General features: G+C 72.6%; 23 protein-coding genes and 4 tRNA genes. 17 read left to right on the forward strand and 10 right to left on the reverse strand.

From position 1 onward, the window contains the following. Positions 1–83 precede the first annotated feature (83 nt). Genes rph through FB554_RS03500 form a run of 3 tightly spaced genes read left to right on the forward strand, consistent with a single transcriptional unit; the run spans position 84 to position 2,979 of the window. Positions 84–845 carry a ribonuclease PH gene (gene rph, locus FB554_RS03490; RefSeq protein ID WP_142004656.1) on the forward strand — a complete coding sequence of 254 codons (762 nt, stop codon included), beginning with the start codon at positions 84–86 and terminating at the stop codon, positions 843–845. After that, complete coding sequence (gene rdgB, locus FB554_RS03495; protein WP_142004657.1) at positions 845–1,453, forward strand: RdgB/HAM1 family non-canonical purine NTP pyrophosphatase; 609 nt, start codon at positions 845–847, stop codon at positions 1,451–1,453. Before rph ends, rdgB begins: the two co-directional genes overlap by 1 nt. A 5-nt stretch (positions 1,454–1,458) precedes the next feature. Next, positions 1,459–2,979 (forward strand): molybdopterin-dependent oxidoreductase, encoded by a 1,521-nt coding sequence (locus FB554_RS03500; RefSeq protein WP_236022250.1) that lies wholly within the window; start codon positions 1,459–1,461, stop codon positions 2,977–2,979. 117 nt (positions 2,980–3,096) lie between these two features. Here the strand turns inward: FB554_RS03500 and FB554_RS03505 are convergent, their stop codons facing one another. Next, a complete protein-coding gene (locus FB554_RS03505) occupies positions 3,097–3,876 on the reverse strand; it encodes a helix-turn-helix transcriptional regulator (protein WP_142004658.1) in 780 nt (259 codons plus the stop codon). Between the two features lie 103 nt (positions 3,877–3,979). On the opposite strand from FB554_RS03505, the gene FB554_RS03510 reads away from it, so the two are divergent. Then, positions 3,980–4,762, forward strand: a complete 783-nt coding sequence (locus FB554_RS03510) for an SDR family oxidoreductase (RefSeq protein WP_142004659.1) — start codon at positions 3,980–3,982, stop codon at positions 4,760–4,762. Positions 4,763–4,776: 14 nt separating this feature from the next. On the opposite strand, the gene FB554_RS03515 is transcribed toward FB554_RS03510, so the two are convergent. Beyond that, positions 4,777–4,859: transfer RNA gene (locus tag FB554_RS03515), tRNA-Leu, on the reverse strand. A 61-nt stretch (positions 4,860–4,920) separates the two neighbouring features. Beyond that, positions 4,921–5,391 (reverse strand): thioredoxin-dependent thiol peroxidase, encoded by a 471-nt coding sequence (bcp, locus tag FB554_RS03520; RefSeq protein WP_142004660.1) that lies wholly within the window; start codon positions 5,389–5,391, stop codon positions 4,921–4,923. 91 nt (positions 5,392–5,482) lie between these two features. Between bcp and FB554_RS03525 the strand changes: the two genes are divergently transcribed. Both FB554_RS03525 and FB554_RS03530 read left to right on the forward strand, forming a co-directional pair. Next, positions 5,483–5,752, forward strand: coding sequence for a DUF3618 domain-containing protein (locus FB554_RS03525; protein WP_142004661.1), 270 nt, complete (start codon positions 5,483–5,485; stop codon positions 5,750–5,752). A gap of 31 nt (positions 5,753–5,783) precedes the next feature. Continuing rightward, positions 5,784–6,083 carry a GroES family chaperonin gene (locus FB554_RS03530; RefSeq protein ID WP_142007403.1) on the forward strand — a complete coding sequence of 100 codons (300 nt, stop codon included), beginning with the start codon at positions 5,784–5,786 and terminating at the stop codon, positions 6,081–6,083. 97 nt (positions 6,084–6,180) lie between these two features. Here the strand turns inward: FB554_RS03530 and FB554_RS03535 are convergent, their stop codons facing one another. From FB554_RS03535 to tdh, 3 genes are all read right to left on the reverse strand, one after another. Further along, on the reverse strand, positions 6,181–6,786 hold the full coding sequence (locus tag FB554_RS03535) for a histidine phosphatase family protein (protein ID WP_170206768.1): 606 nt from the start codon (positions 6,784–6,786) through the stop codon (positions 6,181–6,183). 97 nt (positions 6,787–6,883) lie between these two features. Further along, a complete protein-coding gene (locus FB554_RS03540) occupies positions 6,884–8,089 on the reverse strand; it encodes a glycine C-acetyltransferase (RefSeq protein WP_142004663.1) in 1,206 nt (401 codons plus the stop codon). After that, complete coding sequence (gene tdh, locus FB554_RS03545) at positions 8,086–9,156, reverse strand: L-threonine 3-dehydrogenase (protein WP_142004664.1); 1,071 nt, start codon at positions 9,154–9,156, stop codon at positions 8,086–8,088. Before tdh ends, FB554_RS03540 begins: the two co-directional genes overlap by 4 nt. A gap of 153 nt (positions 9,157–9,309) precedes the next feature. On the opposite strand from tdh, the gene FB554_RS03550 reads away from it, so the two are divergent. The 3 genes from FB554_RS03550 (at position 9,310) to FB554_RS17780 (ending at position 12,350) form a co-directional block, all read left to right on the forward strand. Beyond that, positions 9,310–9,385: transfer RNA gene (locus FB554_RS03550), tRNA-Lys, on the forward strand. Between the two features lie 59 nt (positions 9,386–9,444). Beyond that, positions 9,445–10,446 carry a glucose-6-phosphate dehydrogenase (coenzyme-F420) gene (fgd, locus tag FB554_RS03555; protein ID WP_142004665.1) on the forward strand — a complete coding sequence of 334 codons (1,002 nt, stop codon included), beginning with the start codon at positions 9,445–9,447 and terminating at the stop codon, positions 10,444–10,446. A 107-nt stretch (positions 10,447–10,553) separates the two neighbouring features. Then, positions 10,554–12,350 (forward strand): YihY/virulence factor BrkB family protein, encoded by a 1,797-nt coding sequence (locus FB554_RS17780; protein ID WP_142004666.1) that lies wholly within the window; start codon positions 10,554–10,556, stop codon positions 12,348–12,350. A 19-nt stretch (positions 12,351–12,369) separates the two neighbouring features. On the opposite strand, the gene FB554_RS03565 is transcribed toward FB554_RS17780, so the two are convergent. Then, a complete protein-coding gene (locus tag FB554_RS03565) occupies positions 12,370–12,882 on the reverse strand; it encodes a winged helix-turn-helix transcriptional regulator (protein ID WP_142004667.1) in 513 nt (170 codons plus the stop codon). 59 nt (positions 12,883–12,941) lie between these two features. Between FB554_RS03565 and FB554_RS03570 the strand changes: the two genes are divergently transcribed. Both FB554_RS03570 and FB554_RS17785 read left to right on the forward strand, forming a co-directional pair. Next, complete coding sequence (locus FB554_RS03570; protein ID WP_142004668.1) at positions 12,942–14,342, forward strand: MFS transporter; 1,401 nt, start codon at positions 12,942–12,944, stop codon at positions 14,340–14,342. A gap of 21 nt (positions 14,343–14,363) precedes the next feature. Continuing rightward, positions 14,364–14,498, forward strand: coding sequence for a hypothetical protein (locus FB554_RS17785; protein ID WP_268885471.1), 135 nt, complete (start codon positions 14,364–14,366; stop codon positions 14,496–14,498). Positions 14,499–14,603: 105 nt separating this feature from the next. Here the strand turns inward: FB554_RS17785 and FB554_RS03575 are convergent. Both FB554_RS03575 and orn read right to left on the reverse strand, forming a co-directional pair. Continuing rightward, positions 14,604–14,679, reverse strand: a tRNA-His gene (locus FB554_RS03575). Between the two features lie 96 nt (positions 14,680–14,775). Further along, a complete protein-coding gene (orn, locus tag FB554_RS03580) occupies positions 14,776–15,351 on the reverse strand; it encodes an oligoribonuclease (RefSeq protein ID WP_211344641.1) in 576 nt (191 codons plus the stop codon). A gap of 111 nt (positions 15,352–15,462) precedes the next feature. Here orn and FB554_RS03585 point away from each other — a divergent pair, with 111 nt between their 5' ends. The 6 genes from FB554_RS03585 (at position 15,463) to ettA (ending at position 22,976) form a co-directional block, all read left to right on the forward strand. Further along, positions 15,463–16,674: a PrsW family intramembrane metalloprotease gene (locus tag FB554_RS03585; protein ID WP_236022251.1), complete on the forward strand. Its 1,212-nt coding sequence runs from the start codon at positions 15,463–15,465 to the stop codon at positions 16,672–16,674. Between the two features lie 61 nt (positions 16,675–16,735). Continuing rightward, positions 16,736–16,809 (forward strand) — tRNA-Arg (locus tag FB554_RS03590). Positions 16,810–16,897: 88 nt separating this feature from the next. Beyond that, a complete protein-coding gene (locus tag FB554_RS03595) occupies positions 16,898–18,613 on the forward strand; it encodes a dynamin family protein (RefSeq protein ID WP_338070550.1) in 1,716 nt (571 codons plus the stop codon). Further along, a complete protein-coding gene (locus FB554_RS03600) occupies positions 18,610–20,277 on the forward strand; it encodes a GTPase (protein ID WP_142004670.1) in 1,668 nt (555 codons plus the stop codon). Before FB554_RS03595 ends, FB554_RS03600 begins: the two co-directional genes overlap by 4 nt. Positions 20,278–20,656: 379 nt before the next feature. Further along, positions 20,657–21,217, forward strand: a complete 561-nt coding sequence (locus FB554_RS03605) for a single-stranded DNA-binding protein (protein ID WP_170206769.1) — start codon at positions 20,657–20,659, stop codon at positions 21,215–21,217. 76 nt (positions 21,218–21,293) lie between these two features. After that, positions 21,294–22,976 (forward strand): energy-dependent translational throttle protein EttA, encoded by a 1,683-nt coding sequence (gene ettA / locus FB554_RS03610; protein ID WP_142004672.1) that lies wholly within the window; start codon positions 21,294–21,296, stop codon positions 22,974–22,976. Positions 22,977–23,027: 51 nt separating this feature from the next. Here the strand turns inward: ettA and FB554_RS03615 are convergent, their stop codons facing one another. Continuing rightward, positions 23,028–24,071 carry a glycosyltransferase family 2 protein gene (locus FB554_RS03615; protein WP_142004673.1) on the reverse strand — a complete coding sequence of 348 codons (1,044 nt, stop codon included), beginning with the start codon at positions 24,069–24,071 and terminating at the stop codon, positions 23,028–23,030. Between the last annotated feature and the right edge of the window lie 10 nt (positions 24,072–24,081).

Below are 24,081 nucleotides of genomic sequence, written 5' to 3' on the forward strand. Positions count from 1 at the left end.
CCCGACGGGCTACCGTGCCAGAGCCGTCGCGCGGCGACGCACCCGACACGCGACCGACCGGTAGGACACCTACTCTCGGACGTATGACCGACACCCCTGCTCTTCGACACGACGGCCGCGCCCCCGACCAGCTGCGCGAGGTCCGGTTCACCCGCAACTGGCTCGACCACGCCGAGGGGAGCGTGCTGGTGGAGTTCGGCCGCACCCGCGTGCTCGTCGCCGCGTCGTTCACCGAGGGCGTGCCGCGCTGGCTGAAGGGGCAGGGCAAGGGCTGGGTGACCTCGGAGTACGAGATGCTCCCGCGCTCGACCAACACCCGGTCCGACCGCGAGGCCCGCAAGGGCAAGGTCGGCGGGCGCACCCACGAGATCTCGCGCCTGATCGGCCGCAGCCTGCGCGCGGTCATCGACACCACCGCGCTCGGCGAGAACACCATCGTCGTCGACTGCGACGTGCTGCAGGCCGACGGCGGCACCCGCACCGCGTCCATCACGGGTGCGTACGTCGCGCTCGCCGACGCGATCGAGGACGCCCGGGGCCGTGGCCTCATCCGCAAGGACGCGCAGCCGCTCACCGGGTCGGTGGCGGCGGTCAGCGTCGGCATGATCGACGGCCGGCCGGTGCTCGACCTGGACTACCCCGAGGACTCCACGGCCGGCACCGACATGAACGTCGTGATGACCGGCGAGGGGCAGTTCGTCGAGGTGCAGGGCACCGCCGAGGGGGAGGCGTTCGACCGCGCCGAGCTGGACGGACTCCTCGACATCGCCACCGCCGGCATCGCGGAGCTGACGAAGCTGCAGCAGGCCGCGCTCGCCGGCGAGGCTCGCGAGCGGGTGCTGTGATGGCCGACCGCCTCGTGCTCGCCACGCGCAACGCCGGGAAGGTGCGCGAGCTGCGCGGCCTGCTCTCGGGAGCGCCCGAGCTGGCGGGCGTCGAGGTGGTCGGCGTGGGCGACCTCGAGGGGGTGCCCGAGGTCGCCGAGACCGGCGTGACCTTCGAGGAGAACGCCCGGTTGAAGTCCCAGGCGGTCGCACGGGCCACGAATCTGCCTGTGGTTGCTGACGACTCGGGGCTCGTCGTGGACGTGCTGGGCGCCGCACCCGGTGTGTGGAGCGCGATGTGGTCGGGGCGCACCGGTGACGACCAGGCCAACATCGACCTGCTGCAGGCGCAGCTCGGCGACGTCGACGAGGAGCGGCTGACGGCCTTCTTCACCAGCACGGTCGTGCTGACCCTGCCCGACGGGACCGAGCGGGTCGCGACCGGACGGGTCGACGGCCGGCTCACCCGGCAGCAGCGGGGGAGCAACGGGTTCGGCTACGACCCGATCTTCCAGCTGCCCGACGGGCGCACCCTCGCCGAGCTGACCGACGCGGAGAAGAACGCGATCTCCCACCGCGGCAACGCTTTTCGCGCGTTGCTCCCCGCGCTCGTCGAGCTGCTGGGCTGATCCCCGTGGTCTGGGTGCTGGGCGGGCTCGCGGCGGGGGCGATCACGGCCGGCCTCGCCGAGCTGCTGGCCGGCCTGCTGACCCGGCTGGGCTGGGTCGGGGGCGAGCCGTCGCCGGTGCTGGCCGTGGGTGCGGCGTTCATCGACCGCACGCCGCCGTGGCTGAAGGACTTCGCGATCAGCACCTTCGGCACGCACGACAAGACCGCGCTGCTCGTGGGCATGGCCGTGGTGCTGGTCGCGGCGTGCGCGGTGGTCGGGCTGCTGCTGCGCGCCCGTCCGCAGCTGGCGCTGGTCGTGCTCGCGCTGCTCGGGGTGGTCGGCCTCGCGGCCGTGCTGACGCGCCCGGGCGCGCAGCCGCTGGACGCGGTGCCGACCGTGCTCGGAGTGGCCGCCGGGCTGGCGCTGCTGACGGGCGTACGCCGAGCGCTGGTGCGCGAACCCGTCGCCGAGTCATCAGGCGCCACAAGGCGTTCCGCGCTCACCCTGGTCGGTCTGGGCGTGGCCGGTGGGGCGCTCACCGCGCTCGGCGGTCGCGCCCTCGCGGCGGGTCAGCGCACGGTGCAGGCCGCGCGCGAGCGGTTCGTCGTGCCGCGCGTCGCGCGTCCGGTGACGGTGCCTGCGGGCGCCGAGCTGGGCGTCCCCGGCAGCACGCCGTTCGTCGTGCCGCAGCGCGACTTCTATCGCATCGACACCGCGCTGGTGGTGCCGCAGGTCGACCCCGCGACGTGGCGGCTGCGCGTGCACGGGATGGTCGACCGCACCGTCGAGATCGACTGGGAGACACTGCTGTCCAAGCCCATGCAGGAGGCGATGGTCACGCTGATGTGCGTGTCCAACGAGGTGGGCGGCGACCTCAACGGCAACGCGATCTGGACCGGCTGGCCGGTGCGCGAGCTGCTGCGCGAGGCGGGGGTGCGGCCGGGCGCCGACATGGTGCTGTCGACCAGCACCGACGGCTTCACCGCGGGCACGCCGCTGGAGGCGCTCACCGACGAGCGCAACGCGCTGATCGCGATCGCCATGAACCGCGAGCCGCTGACTCCCGAGCACGGCTTCCCGGCGCGGCTCGTCGTGCCGGGGCTGTACGGCTACGTCAGCGCGACCAAGTGGGTTACCGACCTCAAGGTCACCCGGTTCGCCGACGACGAGGGCTACTGGACGCCGCGTGGCTGGTCGGCGCGCGGCCCGGTCAAGATGTCATCGCGCATCGACGTGCCCGGCGGGGGAGACCGCATCGCGGCCGGCACGGTCGCCGTCGCCGGGGTGGCCTGGGCGCAGCACACGGGGATCCGTGCGGTGCAGGTGCGCGTCGACGACGGACCGTGGCAGGCCGCCCGGCTGGGGGCCGACGCCACGGTCGACGCCTGGCGGCAGTGGGTGTTCTCCTGGCGTGCGACGCCGGGGGAGCACACCCTCGCCGTGCGCGCCCAGGACCGCACCGGCGCCTGGCAGACCGAGGAAGAAGCGCCCCCGGCTCCCGACGGCTCCACCGGCTACCACCGGATCTACGTCGTCGTGCAGTGACCACGGAGCCCGCTGGTCGAGTAGTGGCGAGGGACGAGCCGCGTATCGAGACCGCCCGAGCCACGCTGGTCGAGTAGTGGCGAGGGACGAGCCGCGTATCGAGACCACGACGACCGATCAGCGACCCTCCGGGCTGCCTCCGGCTCGCGGTGTGTACGCGACCAGCCGCTGACCGGGTGCTGCCGCCACCTCGAGGGTGACCCAGGCGAGCTCGATCTCCCGGTCGTCGAGGAGCAGCCGCTTGCACCCGTTCGTCCGCCGGCGCACGTCGGCACCAGCCCATAGCCGGGCGAACTGGTCGCTCGCCGTGCTCAGCTCGCCGACGAGGGCGACCAGGCGCGGATGGCGTACGTCCGTGCCGCCGAGGGCGCGCAGGTTTCCCACCACTTCCTCGGCGATCTCGTCGTGGTCCAGGTAGACGTCCGTGGCGTGCTCGCCGAGGAAGAACGCCCGGGCCATGTTGTCGCCGGGGTGCAGACCGAGCGCGTCGTGCAGCCCGCGGCCGGCGTCGTTGACGGCGAGCAGGTCGAGGAACCGGTTCATCACGATGGCTGGGTGCGGCCAGGTGTCCATCAGCTCCAGCAGCTCCGCGGGGACCACGTCGGACTCGTCGGCCAGGTCGGCGCGCAGATCGGCCAGGGCGGCGAGGTGGGCGCGCGCGTCGTCGTCGAGCAGCAGCGCCCGCGACAACGACTCGACGACCGCGGGTGAGGGATGCCGGTCGCGGCCCCGCTCGAGCCGCACGAGGTACTCGACGCTGATGCCCGAGAGGGTCGCCACCTCCTCGCGGCGCAACCCGGGCGTGCGTCGCAGCCCCACCGGGCGCAGCCCGACCTGCTGCGGCTCGACGCGCTCCCGCCTGGCTCGGAGGTAGGTCCCCAGCGCGTTCTCGCTCATCGTCGTCAGCGTATGGCGATGCGCTGGGGCGTGACAGGTAGCGGCACTACCCCGGACTCGCGCGGTCTCCCGACCCTGCTGCGACGGTGCGGACAGTGGTGCCATGACGACGACATCGAGAGCACCAGACGAAGCATCGAACGCCACCGCGCCCCTGCAGGGCCGGACGGCCGTGGTCACCGGGGCGGGCACCGGAATCGGTGCAGCCACCGCGACGGCGCTCGCCGAGCGCGGCGCCCACGTGGCCGTGCTGGGCCGGCGCCTCGAGCGGCTGGCGGCGACGGCTCAGTCCTTCGACGGGCTGGTGGTGCCGGCCGACGTCACGGATCCCGACTCGATCGCCGAGGCGGCCGGTCGCGTGCGAACAGTCTGGGGGCGGGTCGACCTGGTGGTCGTGAACTCCGGCTTCATGGCCGCCGCGCCCGTCACGGAAGCCGATCCGCGAGAGTGGCGGCAGATGCTGGACGTCAACGTCGCCGGGGCGCTGGAGACGACGCGCGTCGTCGTCCCGGACCTGTTGGCGGCGGCAGCCGACGGGCACGCCACCGACCTCGTGCTCGTCAGCTCGATCGGCGCTCACCTGGCGATGCCTGATCTGAGCGCCTACTTCGCGTCGAAGGCGGCAGTGACGCAGTTCGGTCGGTGCCTGCGCGCGGAGCTGGGGCCGCAGGGGGTCCGGGTGCGGGTGGTCGAGCCGGGCAACACCGCCTCGGACCTGGGCCAGGACATGGGGAACGGCGCCGCGCGAAGCCGGCTGGTGTCGTACGTCGAGCAGGCCCCGCCCATCCCGGCGGCGTCGGTCGGCGAGGCGATCGCGTGGTCCTGCGCGCTCCCGGCTGGCGTCAACCTCGCGGCCCTGGAGGTCCTGCCGACCGTGCAGGGCTGACGAGGGAGCGGCCGTGCGCGAGGCGGGACTTGAACCCGCACGCCCAGTGGGCACCAGGACCTAAACCTGGCGCGTCTGCCGATTCCGCCACTCGCGCGCCGGGCCAGCGTACGGGGCGGGGCCCGCCCGGCCGGCGCGGCCGTGCGCCCCGGGCAGCCTCAGGCGGCGATCTTCAGCGCCTTGCTCAGCGAGGCGACGTGGCCGGTGGCCTTGATGTTGTAGCGGGCGAGCTCGACCTTGCCCTCGCCGTCGAGCACGATCGTCGACCGGATGACGCCGACCACCGTCTTCCCGTAGAGCTTCTTCTCGCCGTAGGCGCCGTACGCCTCGAGCACCTTCTTATCCGGGTCGGACAGCAGCGGATAGGTCAGCGACTCCTGCTGCACGAACTCGCTCAGCTTCTCCGGCGAGTCGGGGGAGATGCCGACCACGGCGTACCCGGCCTGCTTGAGCGGCTCGAGCGAGTCGCGGAAGTCGCAGGCCTCCTTGGTGCAGCCGGGCGTCATGGCGGCGGGGTAGAAGAAGATCACGAGGCCGCTGCCGCGGAAGTCGGCGAGCGAGACGTCGTTGCCGTCCTGGTCGGGGAGCGTGAACTCCGGTGCGGTGTCGCCGGTCTCGAGTCGTGCCATGGGGCTGCCTCTCTACGCGCTGCGGGTGTGCTGGTGCTCGCCCTGCCTACGTTAGGGTCGCACCCAGGTCACGACACGAAGGAGACACCCCATGGCCGAGCAGCGTGCCCGGACTGCCAAGGAGATCGAGGCTGATCTCGCCGCTTCGCGGAACCGTCTCGCGGGGACCATCGACGAGCTGGCGTTCCGCGCCCAGCCCAAGGAGATCGCCAAGCGGCAGACCGAGAGCCTCAAGCTCGCGGTCAACGACGCGACGCACGACCCCGACGGTGAGCTCAACAACGAGAAGGTCGCGACCGTCCTCGGTGGCGTGTCCGGCTTCCTGCTCCTCCTGGGGTTGATCCGCCGCGCCCGTGGCTGAGCCCGCGACATCCGGCGACCTGCCGGTCCGGATGCTGCACGACCGGGTGCTCGTCTCCCAGGAAGGTGAGGGAGGCGAGCGCCGCTCCGGTGGCGGCATCGTCATCCCCGCGACGGCCAGCGTCGGCCGGCGCCTCGCCTGGGCCAAGGTGGTCGCCATCGGCGCGCACGTACGCCAGGTGCGGCTCGGCGATCGCGTCCTGTTCGATCCCGAGGACCGTGCCGAGGTCGAGCTGCAGTCGCGCGACTACGTGCTGCTGCGCGAGCGCGACATCCACGCCGTCGGCGAAGAGCGCCGCGCCGACTCGGGCAACACGGGCCTGTACCTGTAAACCCGCGGGCGACGCCCCGTCCTCGCCGGTCGCTACCTCGCGTGACTGTGCAGGACACGCGGTGCCGACGAGCACACGCACCACGTGTCCTGCACAGTCACGGATCGGTTCCGGCTGCCGTGAGGTCGGCGACGAGGCGCCAGCCGTCGGAGTCGCCCTCGAGGACGGCGTACGCGCAGTTGCCGATCTCGGTCGTCTCGGCTCGCCGTCCGACGAGGCCGGCGAGCGTCGCGATCATGGCGGCGCCGTGGCTGACGACCAGGACCGCCTCTCCGCGGTGCACGTCGGTGAGCTCGTCGAGCACGCCGCGCACCCGGGCTACCACGGCCGTGCCCGCCTCGCCCTGCGGCACGCGCCGCGTCAGGTCACCGGCGCTCCACGCCTCCATCACCGGACCCACGACCTCCAGGCTCGCGGGCTGTCCGACGAGGTCGCCGAGCCCGAGCTCGGCCAGGCCCTCGCGCGCCGTCGCCTCGGTGCCGAGCGCCGCGGCCGCCAGCTCGGCGGTCTGCACCGCGCGGGCGAGGGTGCTGGAGTAGACGTGCGCGATGCGCTCGTGCCGCAGCTGCTCGCCCAGCGCGCGGGCCTGCGCCCGGCCTGCGGGGGTCAGCGTGCCGCCGTGGTCGAGGAAGCGGTCGGTCTCGTACGCCGCCTCGCCGTGCCGCGCGAGGAACACCCGCAGGGGGCACTGCAGATCGCTCACGCTCCCACCGTACGTCCGCGCCGGGGTCTCGATATGGCCGCTCGTCCTCGCGGCCTACTCGACCAGCGTGGTGCCGACGCCATCGACCAGCGTCGGCCTACTCGACCAGCGTGGTGCCGACGACCTCGTCGCGCGCCGCCACGAACGCGTCGACGCACGCCCGAACGTCGTCCTCGCTGTGCGCCGCCGACAGCTGCACGCGGATGCGTGCCTGCCCCTTCGGCACGACCGGGTAGGAGAACGCGATGACGTAGACGCCACGTTGCAGCATCGCGTCCGCGACCTGGCCGGCCTCCCGAGCGCCGTCGTCACCGGGGAACATCACCGGGACGATCGGGTGGCTGCCGGGCAGCAGCTGGAAGCCGGCCTCGGTCATCAGCGACCGGAAGAGCTCGCTGTTGCGCCGCAACGCATCCCGCTGCTCGGTCGAGGTGCTCGCCAGCTCGAGCGCCTTCAGCGAGCCCGACACCACCGACGGCGCCACCGCGTTGGAGAACAGGTACGGCCGCGACCGCTGACGCAGCAGGTCGACGATCTCCTGGCGCGCCGCGATGTACCCGCCGGACGCGCCGCCGAGCGCCTTGCCCAGCGTCCCGCTGATGATGTCGATCCGGTCGAGCACACCCGCGAGTTCCGGTGTGCCACGGCCGTTCTCGCCGACGAACCCGACCGCGTGCGAGTCGTCGACCATCACCAGCGCCCCGAACTCCTCGGCCAGGTCGCAGATCTCGGCGAGCGGGGCGTAGTAGCCGTCCATCGAGAAGACGCCGTCGGTCACGATCACCGTGCGTCGCGCGCCCCTGGCCGCCTCGAGCTGGGTGCGCAGGTCGGCCATGTCGGCGTTGGCGTAGCGGAAGCGCTTGGCCTTCGACAGGCGCACGCCGTCGATGATGCTCGCGTGGTTCAGCGCGTCGGAGATGATCGCGTCGTCGGCGCCGAACAGCACCTCGAACAGTCCGCCGTTGGCGTCGAAGCACGACGAGTAGAGGATCGCCGCCTGCTGGCCGACGAAGTCCGCCAGCCGTCGCTCGAGCTCGGTGTGCTGGGTCTGCGTGCCGCAGATGAACCGCACCGACGCCATGCCAAAACCCCACTGCTCCAACGCATCTCGCGCCGCGGCGAGCACGTCGGGGTGGTCGGCCAGGCCGAGGTAGTTGTTCGCGCAGAAGTTCAGCGCCTCGCCCGCCACGGTGCTGACGTGCGCCGCCTGCGGCGTCGTCAGCTCGCGCTCTCGCTTGAGCAGGCCGGCCTGCTCGATCTCCTCGAGCTCGCCCCGCAGGTCGTCCTTGATCGCGTACGTCATCGCCGGCTCTCCCTCGGGGTCGCGTCCTCGTCGCTCCAGTCCATGATCACCTTGCCGCACTCGCCGCTGCGCGCCGCGGCGAACGCCTGCTCCCAGTCCTCGGCGGGGAAGCGGTGGGTGATCACCGACCGCACCGCCTGCTCCAGCTCGCGCGACGAGGCGAGCATCGCGCTCATGGCGTACCAGGTGTCGTACATCTCGCGGCCGTAGATGCCCTTGATCGTGAGCATGTGCGTGATGACCTTGCTCCAGTCCACCGGGAACGGACCGGCCGGCAGCCCGAGCATCGCGATGCGCCCGCCGTGGTTCATGTTGGCGATGAGTTCGTCCACGGCAGAAGGGTTTCCGCTCATCTCGAGGGCGATGTCGAAGCCCTCGACCATGCCGAGGCTGCGCTGCGCATCGGCGATCCGCTCACGGGTCACGTTGACCACGCGGTCGGCACCGGCGGCCTTCGCGAGGTCGAGCCGGTAGTCGCTCACGTCGGTGACGACGACGTACCGAGCGCCGACGTGCTTGGCGATCGCGGCCCCCATCACGCCGATCGGGCCGGCGCCGGTCACGAGCACGTCCTCGCCGGCGATCGGGAACGACAGCGCCGTGTGCGTCGCGTTGCCGAACGGGTCGAACACGGCGCCCACGTCGAGGTCGAGGTCGTCGGGCTGCACCCACACGTTGCTCGCGGGGATCACGACGTAGTCGGCGAACGCGCCGTCGCGGTTGACGCCGAGCCCGATCGTGCGGATGCACAGGTGGCGACGGCCGGCGCGGCAGTTGCGGCAGATGCCGCACACGATGTGGCCCTCGCCGGACGCCTTCTGTCCGACCCGGACGGACACCACGTTGGCGCCGACCTCGACCACCTCGCCGTAGAACTCGTGGCCGATGATCTGCGGCGGGTCGACCGTCGCGGCGGCCCAGGAGTCCCAGGCCTCGAGGTGCAGGTCGGTGCCGCACAGGCCCGCCCGGAGCACCCGGATCTTCACGTCGTCGGGACCGCACGTCGGCTCGGGAGCATCGATCAGCTCCAGACCAGCGGCGGCGGTGGTCTTGGCAAGGGCACGCACCCGGCCAGTGTGCCGGGTGGGGTGGGCGTGACGTCGCTCACCCCTGCTGCACCGGCCCCGGGATGCCGCGGCGTACGCCCGCCCGCCCGATTTCGTCCCGTCGCCGTCTCGCTGCTAAGGTTTCCTCTCGTTGCCGCGAGGCAGCCACTTTCCGCGCCATTAGCTCAATTGGCAGAGCAGCTGACTCTTAATCAGCGGGTTCGGGGTTCGAGTCCCTGATGGCGCACCACCTGCGAGAGGCCCGGCCGACATGGCCGGGCCTCTCGCATGCGGACTACCGTCGGTCCCATGTCGCTGACCATCGGTTACAAGGCCTCCGCCGAGCAGTTCGGCCCCCGCGAGCTGGTCGACTACGCCGTCCGTGCCGAGGAGCTCGGCCTCGACAGCGTGTGGACCTCCGACCACTTCCTGCCCTGGCGGCACGAGGGCGGCCACGCTCCGTTCGCGCTGTCCTGGATGGCCGCGGTGGGGGAGCGCACCAGCCGGGTCAAGATCGGCACCAGCGTGCTGACCCCGACCTTCCGCTACAACCCCGCCGTGATCGCGCAGGCGTTCGCCACCAACGCGCTGCTCACCGACGGCCGCGTCATCCTCGGGGCCGGCACCGGTGAGGCGCTCAACGAGATCGCCGTGTCCGGGCGCGAGTGGCCCGACTTCAAGGAGCGGTTCGCGCGGCTGCGCGAGGCCGTACGTCTGATCCGCCAGCTCTGGACGCAGGACTCGGTCGACTTCGACGGCGACTACTACACGCTCGTCGGCGCGCACATCTACGACCGGCCCGAGGAGCCGGTGCCGGTCTACATCGCCGCGGGCGGGCCGCAGGTCGCGAAGTACGCCGGCCGCATGGGCGACGGCGTCATCTGCACCTCCGGCAAGGGCATGGAGCTCTACACGGACAAGCTGATGCCCGCCGTGACCGAGGGGGAGGAGCTGCGCGGGCGTGAACCCGGCACGGTGGACAGGATGATCGAGGTGAAGCTGTCGTACGACCGCGACCCGTCGGCCGCGCTGGAGAACTGTCGCTTCTGGGCGCCGCTGTCGCTGACCGCCGAGCAGAAGCACACCGTCGACTCCGCCGAGGAGATGGAGCGGCTCGCCGACGAGCTGCCCATCGAGCAGGTCGCCAAGCGCTGGATCGTCGCGTCCGACCCCGACGAGGCGGTCGCGCAGATCAAGCCGTACGTCGACGCCGGGCTCAACCACCTGGTGTTCCACGGTCCGGGCGCCGACCAGGAGCGCTTCCTCGACCAGCTCACGACCGATCTGGTGCCGCGGTTGCGGGAGCTGTGAACGATTCCACCCCAACGCGCCGGTAACCCGTGGCCTGACTCAGGGGCCCGGCGCCGATAGGTTGCCCTGCAGTGCAGTTGTCGGCGAATCAGGAGCAGGTGGCGAGCATGACCGTCCAGACCGAGCTCGAGCTCGATCGGCCCACGGAGATCCCCGAGGTCGATGCCAAGCCCGCATGGGGCGTCGCGGTGAAGCGTGCCGCGGGCAAGTTCTCCCGCGACGGGTGCACCGACATCGCGGCGATGCTCACCTACTACGGCCTGTTCTCGCTGTTCCCGGCGATCGCGGCCCTGGTGTCGCTGATCGGCGTGTTCAACGTCAACCCCGACACGATCATCCAGATCCTCGCCGACCTCACCGGCAAGCAGACCTCGGACCCGTCGTTCGAGACCCCGCGCAGCATCATCGAGCGGTTCAGCAGCAGCAGGGGCGCCGGGTTCGCCCTGGTCATCGGTGTGCTCACCGCCCTGTGGTCGGCCTCCGGCTACGTCGGCGGGTTCAGCCGCGCGATGAACCGCATCTACGACGTCACCGAGGGGCGCCCGATCTGGAAGCTGCGGCCGTGGCTCTACCTCGTCACGCTCGTCGAGATGCTGATGATCCTCGTCGTGGTGCTCGCGATGGCGCTGTCCGGCGGCGTCGCCCGCTCGATCGGCAACCAGGTCGGCGTCGGCGAGCAGGCCGTGCAGGTCTGGGACATCGTCAAGTGGCCGTTCGTCGCGTTCATCGTCGTGACGATCATCGGGCTGCTCTACTGGGCCACGCCCAACGTGCGCAAGCCGAAGCGGATGTTCTTCAGCTGGGGCGCGCTGGTGGCGTTCGTCGTGTGGGTGCTCGGCACGCTCGCCTTCGCGCTGTACGTCACGCTCTCCGCGGGCGCGACCTACCAGAAGACGTACGGCGCCTTCGCGGCCGCCGTGCTGTTCCTGTTCTGGCTGTGGCTGACCAACCTGGCCCTGCTCTTCGGCGCCGAGCTCGACGCCGAGCTGGAGCGCACGCGCCAGCTGAAGTCGGGGCTGCCCGCCGAGAACATGGTGCTGCTGCCGGTGCGTGACGAGTCGGGTCTGGAGAGCCGCGCAGAGAAGGTCGAGGAGGCCGTCGACACCGCGCACGAGCTGCGCCTGGAGTCCGGCAAGGCCGAGGAGGGCGAGATCGAGCTGGTCGGCGACACGGCCGGCGCGACGACCGCGACGGCCACCCGCCGCGGCACCAAGACCGGCGCGAGCGGCGTGCCCGCGCTGGTGACCTCCGACCGCACCGCCAAGGACGGCCTCGGCCGCCCGCAGCCGACCGCGACCCGCGACGACGAGGGGCGGCCCTCGCGCGGCGGCTCGGACGACAAGGGCAAGCGCGACCGCGACGGCGGCGCCAAGACCCAGGGGCAGGCCAAGCAGGCCCTGACCCCGGCCGAGCAGGAGGAGCAGATCATCCGCGCCCGCGGCGAGCGCCGGGAGGCCGCCCTCAAGGAGGCCTCGCACCAGCGCCGCGTGCGTGAGCGGCTCGAGGCCCAGGAGCGCAAGGCGGCCGCCGCGCGCAAGAAGGCCGAGCAGAAGCGCCAGGCGGAGCGCAAGAAGGCCCAGCAGGCCGCCCAGCCCAGCCGCGAGGAGCGCTGGGACCAGGTCGAGCAGGCCCGCTCGCAGTACGTCCCGCGCACCAGCCCCGCCCGCGACGACGTCGAGCGGCAGCGCGCCGAGCGGCGTGCCTCGTTCCGCGCCCAGCAGTCGGAGAAGGCGGCGGCGCCGCCCGCGCCGAAGCCGACCAAGGTGCCCATGCCCAGCCCGCTGCGCGACGAGGTCGAGCAGCAGCGCTACGGCCGGCGCACGTCGCACTTCGAGGCGCACCCGCCGCGCAAGCAGGAAGAGGTCCCGCTGAAGTTCCGCCGCGACCGCAAGAGCGAGTCCTAGAGCCTTCCTCGGGCTCGGCTCACGGGATCGGCGTGAGCATCCGGTGCGGGGTGCGGAGCGCGACGGCGACCGGGTCGCTGCGGCGACTGCCGTGCGGACCGTCCGCCAGACGTACGACCAGGTCGGCGACGTCGGGCACCGTCTCGCAGGTGGGGCAGTGGCCGGCGTCGTCGAGGTCGGTGCCGCAGTCGGCGTGGCTGAACACCCGGGGCGGATGGTTGCCCGACAGGTGCTGCTCGCCCCACTTGCTCAGCGCATAGATGCTCGGCCACAGCGCGCGGCCTGCGTCGGTGAGGACGTACTCCACCGCCCGGCCCTGCGGCCGCCGCTCCAGCACGCCCGCGGCCACCAGCGCGTCGAGCCGCTCGGTCAGCACCCCGCGGGAGATGTCCAGGTGCGCCAGCAGGTCGCTGAAGTGCCGCACGCCGTAGAAGCAGTCGCGCAGGATCAGCAGCGTCCAGCGCTCGCCGACGACCTCCAGCGCCCGCGCGAGGAAGCACCCCTGCTGCTCGTACCCGTTGCCCAGTGCCACGTCCTGCAATCTACCCGATAAGTCTCGTCACGAGACTCATGCCGTGGTAGACAGGTCTGGTGACAAGACCGAACAGGCCGGGAGCGTACGGCGCGGTGCTGGCCCTCGTCGTGGCCAGCACCTTCTGGTCGATGGTCGCCTACGCCGGTCCGCTCGGGAACGCGGTGACGCTGTCCGCGGCGCTCGACGCGTCGGCCGCCGGCACCACCTGGGTGCTCGCGTCGATGAGCGTGGGCCTCGCGGTCACTCTGCTCGCCGCCGGAGTGGTCGCCGACGCGCTCGGCCGCGCTCGCGTATTCGCCCTGGGCGCAATGGTTTTCGCGGGGGCCAACGTCGTGTGCGCCGTCGTCGGCAGCACCTGGCCGTTCGTCGTCGCGCGGGTGGTGGTCGGCCTCGGCGCGGCCGGGATGATCGCGACCGGGCTCGGTCTGCTCGCCGCGGCCGACGGCGACGGGCGCCACCGCTCGACGTCCGCCGTCTGGTGGAGCGCCGCGATGGGCGCCGGCATCGCGCTCGGCCCACTGCTGACCGGTGTGCTCGACCTGGCCGGGGCGTGGCGCTGGTTCTACGTCGGGCTCGCGCTCGCCGGCACGCTGCTGTACGCCCTCGCCGGCCGGGTGCTGCCCGTCGAGCCAGCCGCCGAGCGAGCCCGGCGGCTCGACCTGGTCGGGTTCACCCTGCTCACCGCGTTCCTCGCGCTGCTGGTCACCGCCATCGTGCAGGTGCGGGCGGGCGGGCCGATGCTCGCAGCCGTGCTGCTCGGCGGGTCGGTGCTGCTGCTCGTGGCCCTCGGGCTCAGCCAGCGCCGACCGCAGCGCCTGGTCGACCCGGGCATCTTCACCCACCGCCCCTTCCTCGGCGCGACGATCGCCGGCCTGGGCACCGGGCTCGGCATCATCGCCGCCTCGTCGTTCCTGTGCACCGTGCTGGTGCGGGCGGTCGGGCTGAGCACGTTCCAGGCCGCGGGGGTGCTGGCCGCGTGGTCGGGCACCAGCGCCCTGGCCGCCCTGGCGCTCGTGCGGCACGGGCCGCGCATCCCCGGCCGCGTGCAGCTGACCGCGGGGCTCGTCGGCGTCGCGGTCGGGCTGGTGCTGCTCGCCGGCGTGGGCGACCCGGTCAGCGCGTGGCGGTTCGTGCCCGGCCTCGTGGTGTGCGGCTGCGCGTCGGGGCTGCTCAACGCCGGCCTCGCCCGGCAGGCGGTCGCGACCGTGCCGGGCGGGCTCGCCGCCACCGGGACCGCCGCCAACAACACCGCCCGCTATCTCGGTGCCGCGGTCGGCATCAGCGTCGCCAGCGTCACCGCCGGCACCGACCTGCTGGCCGGCTGGAACCGGGTGGCACTGCTCGCCGCGGCCTGCTCGCTGCTCGCGGCGCTGGCCGTCGCCTGGCTCTCCCGCGGCGAGCGGGCGCCCGGGGTGGCGGGCGCACGGACCGGCACCTGGCGTACAGCAGCAGAGTGATCCATCTCGATCGGAGGAGCCATGACCGCACCCGTCCCCATCAACAACGTCGCAGGGGCGATCTGCATCAGCATCCCGACGGTGCTGCTGGTTCAGACCTTCTGGCCACGCCGATCCCGTGACGACAACAGCTCCGACGGCGAGCCCGGGGCATAGTCGCCTGCTGCACCAGTTCGACTCCGTGCCAGTGGGCGGTGAGTCGCCGCGCCCGGGGAGCAGAACGACGAACGGCGGGCCCGGTTGCGGACCCGCCGTTCGGCTTGGGGTGAGTGACGGGACTTGAACCCGCGGCCCTCGCGACCACAACGCGATGCTCTACCAGCTGAGCTACACCCACCGTGCGCCGGAACCCTCCGGCACGGGGACTGCCTCCCCACGGGGAGGCAGCGCGGACCATCCTACAGGCTCACGGGCCGTGCTCCGAACCGGCAGGTCAGGCCCCGTCCTTGGGGACGGCGTGCCGGGCCGCGACCTTCTTGGCCGAGTCGGAGTCGGGGCCGGGCAGCGGCACGAACACCGTCTCGCGGTAGTAGCGCAGCTCGGCGATCGACTCCCGGATGTCGGCCAGCGCGCGGTGCCCGCCGACCTTCTCGGGGGCGGAGAAGTAGACCCGGGGGTACCACCGGCGCGACAGCTCCTTGATCGAGGAGACGTCGACGACGCGGTAGTGCAGGTATCCCTCCAGCTCGGGCATGTCCCGCGCCAGGAAGTTGCGGTCGGTGCCGACCGTGCTGCCGCCGAGCGGCGCCTTGCCGGCCTCGGGCACGAACTCGCGGACGTACGCCAGCACCTGGGCCTGTGCCTCCTCGAGCGTGACCCCGCCGTCGAGCTGGTCCAGCAGCCCCGACCTGGTGTGCATCTCGCGCACGAAGTCGCCCATCTGCTCCAGCGCCTCGGCCGGCGGCTTGATGACCACGTCGACGCCGTCGCCCAGTTGGTTGAGCTCGAAGTCGGTGACGAGCGCGGCGACCTCGATCGTCGCGTCGCGCTCGAGGTCGAGCCCGGTCATCTCGCAGTCGATCCACACGATGCGGTCGGACTGGCTGCGGGCGGGGGGAGTCGGGGTCTGGGCAGATTCGGTCACCACGCCACTCTATGGACTGAGTTAGCCTCCGGGGCCATGGCCTGGAACGCGACCCCCGACGTGCAGCCGGGTGGCGGTGCACCCGGCGCCGGGGCACACGGGCGGGCACCGGCGTACGTGCGGTTCCGGCCGATCCTGCGCCGGCTGCTGCTCCTCGGGGTGCTGACCGTGCTGTTCGGGTTCGGCGGGCTGGGCATGCTGGCGCTGGTCGGCGCGCAGGCCGGGCTGACCGCCACGGTGCTCGGCGTGACCCTGTCGGTCGTGGTCATCGGCATCGTCGTGCCGGTCTTCCTGTGGGTCGACCGGTTCGAGGCCGAGCCGCCGGGGATGCTGCTGTTCGCCTTCCTCTGGGGCGCGTGCATCGCCACGCTGGGCGCGGCCGTGCTCAACGACATCGGGGGCTACCTGCTCGGCGCCACCGACGAGGGCAACCCGTGGGTCGCGGTCGGTGTCGCCCCCGTCGTGGAGGAGTCGCTGAAGGGCCTGGCGCCGTTGCTGCTGCTGTGGTTCCGCCGCCGCGAGATCGACGGGGTCCTCGACGGCATCGTCTACGCCGGCCTCGCCGGCTGCGGCTTCGCCTTCGTCGAGAACATCCTCTACCTCGCCAACGGCTACGCCGAGTCCGGCGAGGAGGGGCTGCTCGGCACGTTCGTGCTGCGGGTGCTGATGAGCCCGTTCGCGCACCCGATGTTCACCATCTGCACGGGCATCGGCATCGGCGTCGCCGCGACCAGCCGCTCCTGGGCGGTGCGCATCGGCGCGCCGCTGCTCGGCTGGACCTGCGCGGTCGTGCTGCACGCCCTGTGGAACGCCGGAGCCCTCGTGTCCATGCGCGGCTGGCTCGTGGCGTACGCCCTCGTCCAGGTGCCCCTGTTCGTCGCCTTCGTCTCGCTCCTGGTCTGGGCGCGCCGGCGCGAGGGGCGCACGATCGGGCGCGAGCTGGGCCCGTACGCCGACCGCGGCTGGCTCACCCACGCTGAGGTCGCAATGCTCGCCTCGATGCCCGAGCGGCGCTACGCCCGGCAGTGGGCGGGGTCGCACGGGGGTCGCCCGGCCCGCCGGCGCATGCACGACTTCCAGGACGCCGCGAGCGAGCTGGCGCTGCTGCGCGCCCGGATGAACCGGGGCCAGGTCGACGAGGGCGCGCTGCGCGAGGAGCGCACCCTGCTCGACCTCATCGGCCGGCTGCGCCAGGAGTTCCTCGGCACCGCGATCTACCGCCGCTTCGAGGTGCTCGGGCACGTCTAGAACCGGGCCGTACGCCCGCGGCCGGGTCCGTAGAATCGTCTCGGCGGGCGCTGTCCGCCCCGCCCTCGTAGCTCAGCTGGACAGAGCAAGAGCCTTCTAATCTCTAGGTCGCAGGTTCGAGTCCTGCCGGGGGCGCCCTGCTCGATCGACGCGCGCGTCGGGCCCGGCGACACACGAAGGGGTGAGTTGTGCGCCGCTCCGGCGACAGGGAATGCTGGCCCCCGTGACCGACCACCCCGACACTGCGCCCCTGGTGGACGCGGTCCGACAGCTGCGGGGGGCGGTTGCCGCGAGCTCGCTGCCGCTCCCGGTCGAGCAGGTCTCGGCCGAACGCACCAACCGCGTCGAGCTGCTCAACCAGCTCGACGACTACGTCCTCCCGCGCCTCACCTCCATCGACGCCCCGCTGCTGTGCGTGGTCGGCGGCTCGACCGGAGCCGGCAAGTCGACGCTGGTCAACTCCCTCGTCGGCGACGTCGTCAGCCGCTCCGGCGTGCTGCGCCCGACCACCCGCGCGTCGGTGCTGATCCACAACCCCGACGACACCCGGTGGTTCGCCGACCAGCGCGTGCTGCCCGGCCTGGCCCGCCTCACCGGCGCGCCCACGCAGCAGGACGACCCGGGCCAGCTGCGCCTGGTCGCCTCGCGCAACATCCCGCCGGGCCTGGCGCTGCTCGACGCCCCCGACATCGACTCGGTCGTCGAGGCCAACCGCGACCTCGCGCGGCAGCTGCTCGCGGCGGCCGACCTGTGGCTGTTCGTCACCACCGCGACCCGTTATGCCGACGCCGTGCCGTGGGGTCTGCTGCAGCAGGCCACCGAGCGCGGCACCTCGGTCGCGGTCGTGCTCAACCGGGTGCCGGTCGACGCGATGGAAGAGGTGCGCGCCGACCTCGCGGGCATGCTGATGCAGCAGGGCCTCGGCCAGTCGCCCGTCTTCGCGGTGCTCGAGAGCCGGCTGTCCGAGCAGGGGCTGCTGCCCGCCGCTGAGGTCGAGCGGATGCGCAGCTGGCTGAGCTCGCTGGCCGCCGACTCCCGCGCCCGCTCGATCGTCATCCGCCGCACGCTCGACGGCGCCCTCGACTCCCTCACCGGCCGCGCCTCCGCGCTCGCCGGCGCCGTCACGGCGCAGGAGATGGCCGCCCAGGCGCTCGCCCAGGCCGCCCACGAGCCGTACGTCCGCGCCCGCGGCGAGATCGAGGAGGGCATCAGCGACGGCTCGCTGCTGCGCGGCGAGGTGCTCGCCCGCTGGCAGGAGTTCGTCGGCACGGGCGAGTGGTTCCGCCAGCTCGACGAGGGCGTGAGCCGGGTGCGCGACAAGATCGCCTCCGTGCTGCGCGGCCGCGGACGCGCCGCGCCCGTCGAGGACCTCGGCGAGGCGCTGCACACCGGCGTCGCCGCCCTGATCGCCTCGCACGGCGAGTCGGCGGCGATGGGCGCCGCGCGCAACTGGCGCTCGCTGCCCGGCGGCAGCGAGCTGCTCGCCGACGACCGCTCGCTCGCTCAGGTGTCGCCGCAGTTCGACGAGCGCGTGCAGCGGCTCGTGCGCGAGTGGCAGGGCGACGTGCTCGAGATGGTGCGCAGCGAGGCCGGGGGGCGGCGGACCACCGCGCGGTTGCTGGCGTTCGGCATCAACGGCATCGGCGTGATGCTCATGCTCGTGGTGTTCTCGGCGACCGGCGGCATGCTGGCCGGCGCCGAGATCGGCGTCGCCGGCGGCTCGGCCATCGTGGCCCAGCGGGTCCTCGAGGCCGTCTTCGGCGACCAGGCGGTGCGCTCGCTCGCCGCCAAGGCGCGCGAGCTGCTGCTGCGCCGGGTCGACGAGGTGCTCGCCGACGAGCGCGCCCGCTACGACCAGGCGCTCGGCCGCGTCGAGCTCGACCCCGGCGCCGCCGAGCAGCTCGACCGTGCGATCTCCCAGCTGAAGGCCGTCCGATGAAGCCCCTCGACAAGCTGCGCCGCCGCCAGGCGCTCCCGGCCGTCCCGCGCGAGGAGCTGCAGCGCCGCGGCGAGGCGCTGCGCACCGCGCTCGACACCGGCGGCCTGCACTTCCCGCCCGAGACGGCCGAGCGGGTCCGGGCGGTCGAGGCCAAGGTCGGGCAGCGTACGTCGCTGGCCGGCTCCCGCACGATCGCCGCCCTCGCGGGCGCGACCGGCAGCGGCAAGTCCAGCCTGTTCAACTACCTCGTCGGCGAGCCCGTGTCGCGCATCGGCGCCCGGCGCCCCACGACGTCGGCCACCAGCGCCGCGATCTGGGGCGAGGAGCCCAGCGCCGAGGTGCTCGACTGGCTGCAGGTCGACGCGCGCCACCACGTGTCCGACCGGCTCCCGCAGGCCGACGTGCTCGACGGCCTGGTGCTGCTCGACCTGCCCGACTTCGACTCCCGGGTCACCGCGCACCGCGCCGAGGCCGACCGGGTGCTGCGCCTGGTCGACGTCTTCGTCTGGGTCACCGACCCGCAGAAGTACGCCGACGCGATCCTGCACGACGAGTACGTCCGCGAGATGGCCTCGCACGCCGGCGTGACCATCGCGGTGATGAACCAGATCGACCGGCTCAGCGAGGCCGACGCCCAGGCCACCATCGAGGACCTCACCCGTCTGTTCGGGCGCGACGGGCTCACCGACGTGCGCGTGATCGGGACGTCCGTGGTCACCCACCAGGGGCTCGACGAGCTGGTCGCGGCGCTCGGCGAGGTGGTGCAGTCGCGCAACGCGGCCGAGCACCGACTCCTCGGCGACCTGCGCGAGCAGGCACGCGCGCTGCGCGCCCAGGTCGGTGACAGCGAGCCGCGGCTGCCGAAGAAGGTCGACGGCGAGCTGGTCGTCGCGCTCGAGAAGGCCGCCGGGGTGCCGGTCGTGCTCGACGCCGTCGAGCGCGACTACCGCCGGCACGCGGTCGAGGCGACCGGGTGGCCGTTCACCCGGTGGACCACCAAGCTGCGGCCCGCGCCGCTGCGCCGGCTCGGGCTGCAGGAGCTGATGCGCGACGAGGACATCCAGGGGATGAGCCGCTCGCAGGCCCGCGCCGCGACCGGACGCTCGTCGCTGCCGGCCCCGTCACCCGCCGCGCGCGCGGCGGTGGAGGTCACGACCCGGCGGCTGGGGGAGCGGGCCAGCGAGGGCCTGCCGCCGTCGTGGGCCGCCTCGGTGCAGGACGCCGCGACCCCCGACGATCGCTCGATGGTCGACGCGCTCGACCAGGCCGTCACCTCGACGCCGCTGGAGAGCAAGCGGCCCGCGTGGTGGGGCCTCGTCGGCTTCCTGCAGTGGGTGCTCGCCGCCGTCGCGGTCGCCGGCCTGGCCTGGCTGCTGCTGCTCATGGTGCTCGGCTGGGCCCAGATCGACGTGGGGGCTCCCACCTGGGGCCCGCTGCCGATCCCGCTGCTGATGCTGGTCGGCGGGCTGCTGCTCGGGGTCACCCTCGCCGCGCTGTCGCGGTGGTTGGCCGCCCGAGCGGCCCGCCGCCGCCGCCAGGCCCTGGCCAAGGAGCTGCGCGACAAGGTCTCCGGCGTCGCCCGCTCGCACATCCTGGCCCCGGTCGACGACGTGCTCGCCCGCCACGCGCGTACCCGCGAGGCGCTCGACACCGCCGCCGCCTGACCCGCCCCTGACGCGCCACCGGGTGGATACCGACCCGCCCTGCCCGCTGTCGTACGCCCCGATGTCGGGGGTTGTGACCTGGGATCGCGGCAGCGGGCCGTCACCAGCGCCGATATCGGGGGTTGTGACGTGAGGTGGGTGCGGCGGGCTGTCACAAGCGCCGATATCGGGGGTTGTGACGTGGGGTTGGTGCGGCGGGCTGTCACCAGCGCCGATGCCGGGGGTTGTGACGTACGGACGTCGGTCGTGCACAGGCATGTCGAGCGGCCGGGCGGGATCCACAGGTCGTCCTGCGGGTCTCGCGGCCGGGGTCGCGGTCCGGCGAACCTGGGGCCCGACCCGGCTCATCCGGAGCCGCGGACCTCGAAGGCGGGCAGACATGGCCAACAACAACAAGACGTACGTCACGATCCACGGCAACCTCGTGGCCGACCCCGAGCTGCGCACGACGCGCGACGGGGCGACCTACACGACCTTCCGCGTGGCGGTGACCTCACGCCAGTTCCTGCGCGAGGAGAACCAGTTCGTCGACGCCGAGACCAGCTACTACTCGGTGACGGCGTTCGGGGCCCTGGCGGTCAACGTGCTCAACTGCGCGAAGAAGGGGCAGCCGGTGATCGTGCACGCGGCGCAGACCATCAACGAGTGGCAGACCCGTGAGGGCGAGACCCGGCACGAGGTGCGGCTGACGGCTGAGCACATGGGGCACAGCCTGCGACTCGGGCGCAGCGAGTTCCGCAAGGACACCCGGCCGATCCTCGACGCCGTGGCGGCGCAGCAGCCGCAGGTCGACGACCGCCCGGCGGAGGCGTACGACCGGTCCGAGGGCGACGACACGGTCGCCTCGTCCGGGCCGCTGGTGCCGCCGGACGAGCACGACGCCCCCGACGAGGAGCCGGCGCCCGAGCGGGCCTACGAGGTGGTCAGCGCCTCCAGCTGAGGGCGGCGCCCGCGCCGGGCGGCGGGTGGGGCGGCTCGATTCGTGGGCAGGCCCGCCGCCCCGTTAGCCTGCGGCCATGGCGGAGTTCATCTACACCATGACCAAGGCCCGCAAGGCTGTGGGCGACAAGGTCATCCTCGACGACGTGAGCATGTCGTTCTTCCCGGGCGCGAAGATCGGCGTCGTCGGTCCCAACGGCGCCGGCAAGTCCACGATCCTGAAGATCATGGCCGGCCTGGACCAGCCCTCCAACGGCGAGGCGCGGCTCACGCCGGGCTTCAGCGTCGGCATCCTGCAGCAGGAGCCGCCGCTGGACGAGACCAAGGACGTGCGCGGCAACGTCGAGGAGGGGCTCGGGCAGATCAAGAAGGACCTCGACCGGTTCAACGAGATCTCCGAGCAGATGAGCGAGCCGGACGCCGACTTCGACGCGCTGATGGCCGAGATGGGCCAGCTGCAGGAGAAGATCGACGCCGCCGACGCCTGGGACCTCGACTCCCAGCTCGAGCAGGCGATGGACGCCCTGCGCTGCCCGCCCGGTGACGCCGACGTGAGCGTGCTCTCCGGTGGTGAGCGCCGCCGGGTCGCGCTGTGCAAGCTGCTGCTGAGCAAGCCCGACCTGCTGCTGCTCGACGAGCCCACCAACCACCTCGACGCCGAGTCGGTGCAGTGGCTCGAGCAGCACCTCGCGAGCTACGCCGGCGCCGTGCTGGCCGTCACCCACGACCGGTACTTCCTCGACAACGTCGCGGGCTGGATCTGCGAGGTCGACCGCGGCCGGCTCTACCCCTACGAGGGCAACTACTCGACCTACCTGGAGAAGAAGCAGGAGCGCCTGCAGGTCCAGGGCAAGAAGGACGCCAAGCTCGCCAAGCGGCTCAAGACCGAGCTGGAGTGGGTGCGCTCCAACGCCAAGGCCCGGCAGACCAAGAGCAAGGCCCGGCTGGCCCGCTACGAGGAGATGGCCGCCGAGGCCGAGCGCACCCGCAAGCTCGACTTCGAGGAGATCCAGATCCCGGCCGGCCCGCGCCTCGGCGCCCAGGTCATCGAGGTCACCGACCTCAAGAAGGGTTTCGGCGACCGCACCCTGATCGACGGGCTGTCCTTCACCCTGCCGCGCAACGGCATCGTGGGCGTGATCGGCCCCAACGGCGTCGGCAAGACCACGCTGTTCAAGACCATCGTCGGCTTCGAGGAGCCCGACGGCGGCGACGTGAAGATCGGCGAGACGGTCAAGATCAGCTACGTCGACCAGTCCCGCGCCGGCCTCGACGCCGAGAAGTCGCTGTGGGAGGTCGTCTCCGAGGGGCTGGACTTCATCCAGGTCGGCAACGTGGAGATCCCGTCGCGGGCGTACGTCTCGCAGTTCGGCTTCAAGGGCCCGGACCAGCAGAAGAAGGCCGGCGTGCTCTCCGGTGGCGAGCGCAACCGGCTCAACCTCGCGCTGACCCTCAAGCAGGGCGGCAACCTGCTGCTGCTCGACGAGCCCACCAACGACCTCGACGTCGAGACGCTCGGCTCGCTGGAGAACGCCCTGCTGGACTTCCCGGGCTGCGCCGTGGTCATCAGCCACGACCGGTGGTTCCTCGACCGTGTCGCGACGCACATCCTCGCCTACGAGGGCGACGAGCAGAACCCGGCCAAGTGGTACTGGTTCGAGGGCAACTTCGCGGCCTACGAGGAGAACAAGGTCGAGCGGCTCGGCCAGGAGGCGGCGCGGCCGCACCGGGTGACCTACCGCCGGCTCACCCGCGACTGAGCGGGACCGGGCCGCTCGGCTCGGAGCAGCACCGTCGGAGCGGGCGTGGCCTCAGGCCGCGCCCGCTCCGCGTTCGCTCGGCATCGAGTCGTGGTCGCCGGCGCGGTGCAGCGGCGAGCCGGCGGCCCCGTCGACGGTCTTGCCGTTGACGGGGGAGGCGTCGGCGCCGTTCTCGCTCGGCATGGAGCGCAGGCCGCCGGGGATCTGCATGAGGCAGCGCACGGCCTCGCGGGCCTGCGTGCGCGCGGCCGGCCAGCTGCCCCGGCGGGCCAGCTGGGCCGAGGTGCGGGTGGCGTACACGCTGGAGTAGACCAGCGCGCGCCGGATCGTGCTCGCACGCCGGTCGGCCGGGATGTACTGACTGATCAGCTTGATCGCGGTGACCCGCTCACGGATGTTGTCGCCGGTCTTCACCCGCGCCGCGGTGTCGGACGCCGCGTGCCGCCGGTATGCGGCCAGCACCTCGTCGACGAAGACGATCGGCCCGTTGGCGGCGAGCCGGGTCCAGGCCTCCCAGTCGGCGGCGTGCGGCAGGTCGGTGCGGAAGCCGCCGAACTCGGCGTAGGCGCCGGAGCGCACGACGATGCTGGGGGCGCGCACCCGGTTGGACACCGCGAACGACTCCAGCGCCTGCGGCCACACGCCCGTGCCGTGCCGGTATCGCCGGGAGGTGCCGTGCGGGGAGCTGTCGCCGTCGATGTACTGGGTGCGGCACATGGCGCCGAGGGCCGGGGTGTCGGCCAGCGCGGCCTCCATCGCCTCGTAGAAGCCGGGCAGCACCAGGTCGTCGCCGTGCAGGATGTGCACCAGCTCGCCGTCGGCCAGCTCGAGGCAACGGTTGAAGGTGCCGATCGCGCCCAGCCGCGAGGGGTTGGGGGAGTAGCGGACCTGCTCGTGACCGAGCGCCCGGACGACCGACTCGGGGTCGTCGGTGGAGCCGTCGTCGACGACCACGATCTCGGCGTCGGGGCGGGCGCCGAGCTGGGAGACCACCTCGGGCAGGGTCTCGGCGAGATAGTCGGCGCAGTTGTGGGCGGGGATCATCACCGACCACCGCTTCGTGGGCTGAGCGGTCACGGTCGACTGGTCGGTCATGAGCTCTGGT

Origin of the sequence: Barrientosiimonas humi (assembly GCF_006716095.1) — a bacterium.
GTDB classification, from domain to species: Bacteria; Actinomycetota; Actinomycetes; order Actinomycetales; family Dermatophilaceae; genus Barrientosiimonas; species Barrientosiimonas humi.

What these genes read in the sequence shown, in the direction of transcription:
- rph (WP_142004656.1), top strand. Translation starts at nt 84, where the DNA reads ATGACCGACACCCCTGCTCTTCGACACGACGGCCGCGCCCCCGACCAG.
- rdgB (WP_142004657.1), top strand. Translation starts at nt 845, where the DNA reads ATGGCCGACCGCCTCGTGCTCGCCACGCGCAACGCCGGGAAGGTGCGC.
- FB554_RS03505 (WP_142004658.1), bottom strand. Translation starts at nt 3,876, where the DNA reads ATGAGCGAGAACGCGCTGGGGACCTACCTCCGAGCCAGGCGGGAGCGC.
- FB554_RS03510 (WP_142004659.1), top strand. Translation starts at nt 3,980, where the DNA reads ATGACGACGACATCGAGAGCACCAGACGAAGCATCGAACGCCACCGCG.
- bcp (WP_142004660.1), bottom strand. Translation starts at nt 5,391, where the DNA reads ATGGCACGACTCGAGACCGGCGACACCGCACCGGAGTTCACGCTCCCC.
- FB554_RS03525 (WP_142004661.1), top strand. Translation starts at nt 5,483, where the DNA reads ATGGCCGAGCAGCGTGCCCGGACTGCCAAGGAGATCGAGGCTGATCTC.
- FB554_RS03530 (WP_142007403.1), top strand. Translation starts at nt 5,784, where the DNA reads ATGCTGCACGACCGGGTGCTCGTCTCCCAGGAAGGTGAGGGAGGCGAG.
- FB554_RS03540 (WP_142004663.1), bottom strand. Translation starts at nt 8,089, where the DNA reads ATGACGTACGCGATCAAGGACGACCTGCGGGGCGAGCTCGAGGAGATC.
- fgd (WP_142004665.1), top strand. Translation starts at nt 9,445, where the DNA reads ATGTCGCTGACCATCGGTTACAAGGCCTCCGCCGAGCAGTTCGGCCCC.
- FB554_RS17780 (WP_142004666.1), top strand. Translation starts at nt 10,554, where the DNA reads ATGACCGTCCAGACCGAGCTCGAGCTCGATCGGCCCACGGAGATCCCC.
- FB554_RS17785 (WP_268885471.1), top strand. Translation starts at nt 14,364, where the DNA reads ATGACCGCACCCGTCCCCATCAACAACGTCGCAGGGGCGATCTGCATC.
- orn (WP_211344641.1), bottom strand. Translation starts at nt 15,351, where the DNA reads ATGACCGGGCTCGACCTCGAGCGCGACGCGACGATCGAGGTCGCCGCG.
- FB554_RS03585 (WP_236022251.1), top strand. Translation starts at nt 15,463, where the DNA reads ATGGCCTGGAACGCGACCCCCGACGTGCAGCCGGGTGGCGGTGCACCC.
- FB554_RS03600 (WP_142004670.1), top strand. Translation starts at nt 18,610, where the DNA reads ATGAAGCCCCTCGACAAGCTGCGCCGCCGCCAGGCGCTCCCGGCCGTC.
- FB554_RS03605 (WP_170206769.1), top strand. Translation starts at nt 20,657, where the DNA reads ATGGCCAACAACAACAAGACGTACGTCACGATCCACGGCAACCTCGTG.
- ettA (WP_142004672.1), top strand. Translation starts at nt 21,294, where the DNA reads ATGGCGGAGTTCATCTACACCATGACCAAGGCCCGCAAGGCTGTGGGC.
- FB554_RS03615 (WP_142004673.1), bottom strand. Translation starts at nt 24,071, where the DNA reads ATGACCGACCAGTCGACCGTGACCGCTCAGCCCACGAAGCGGTGGTCG.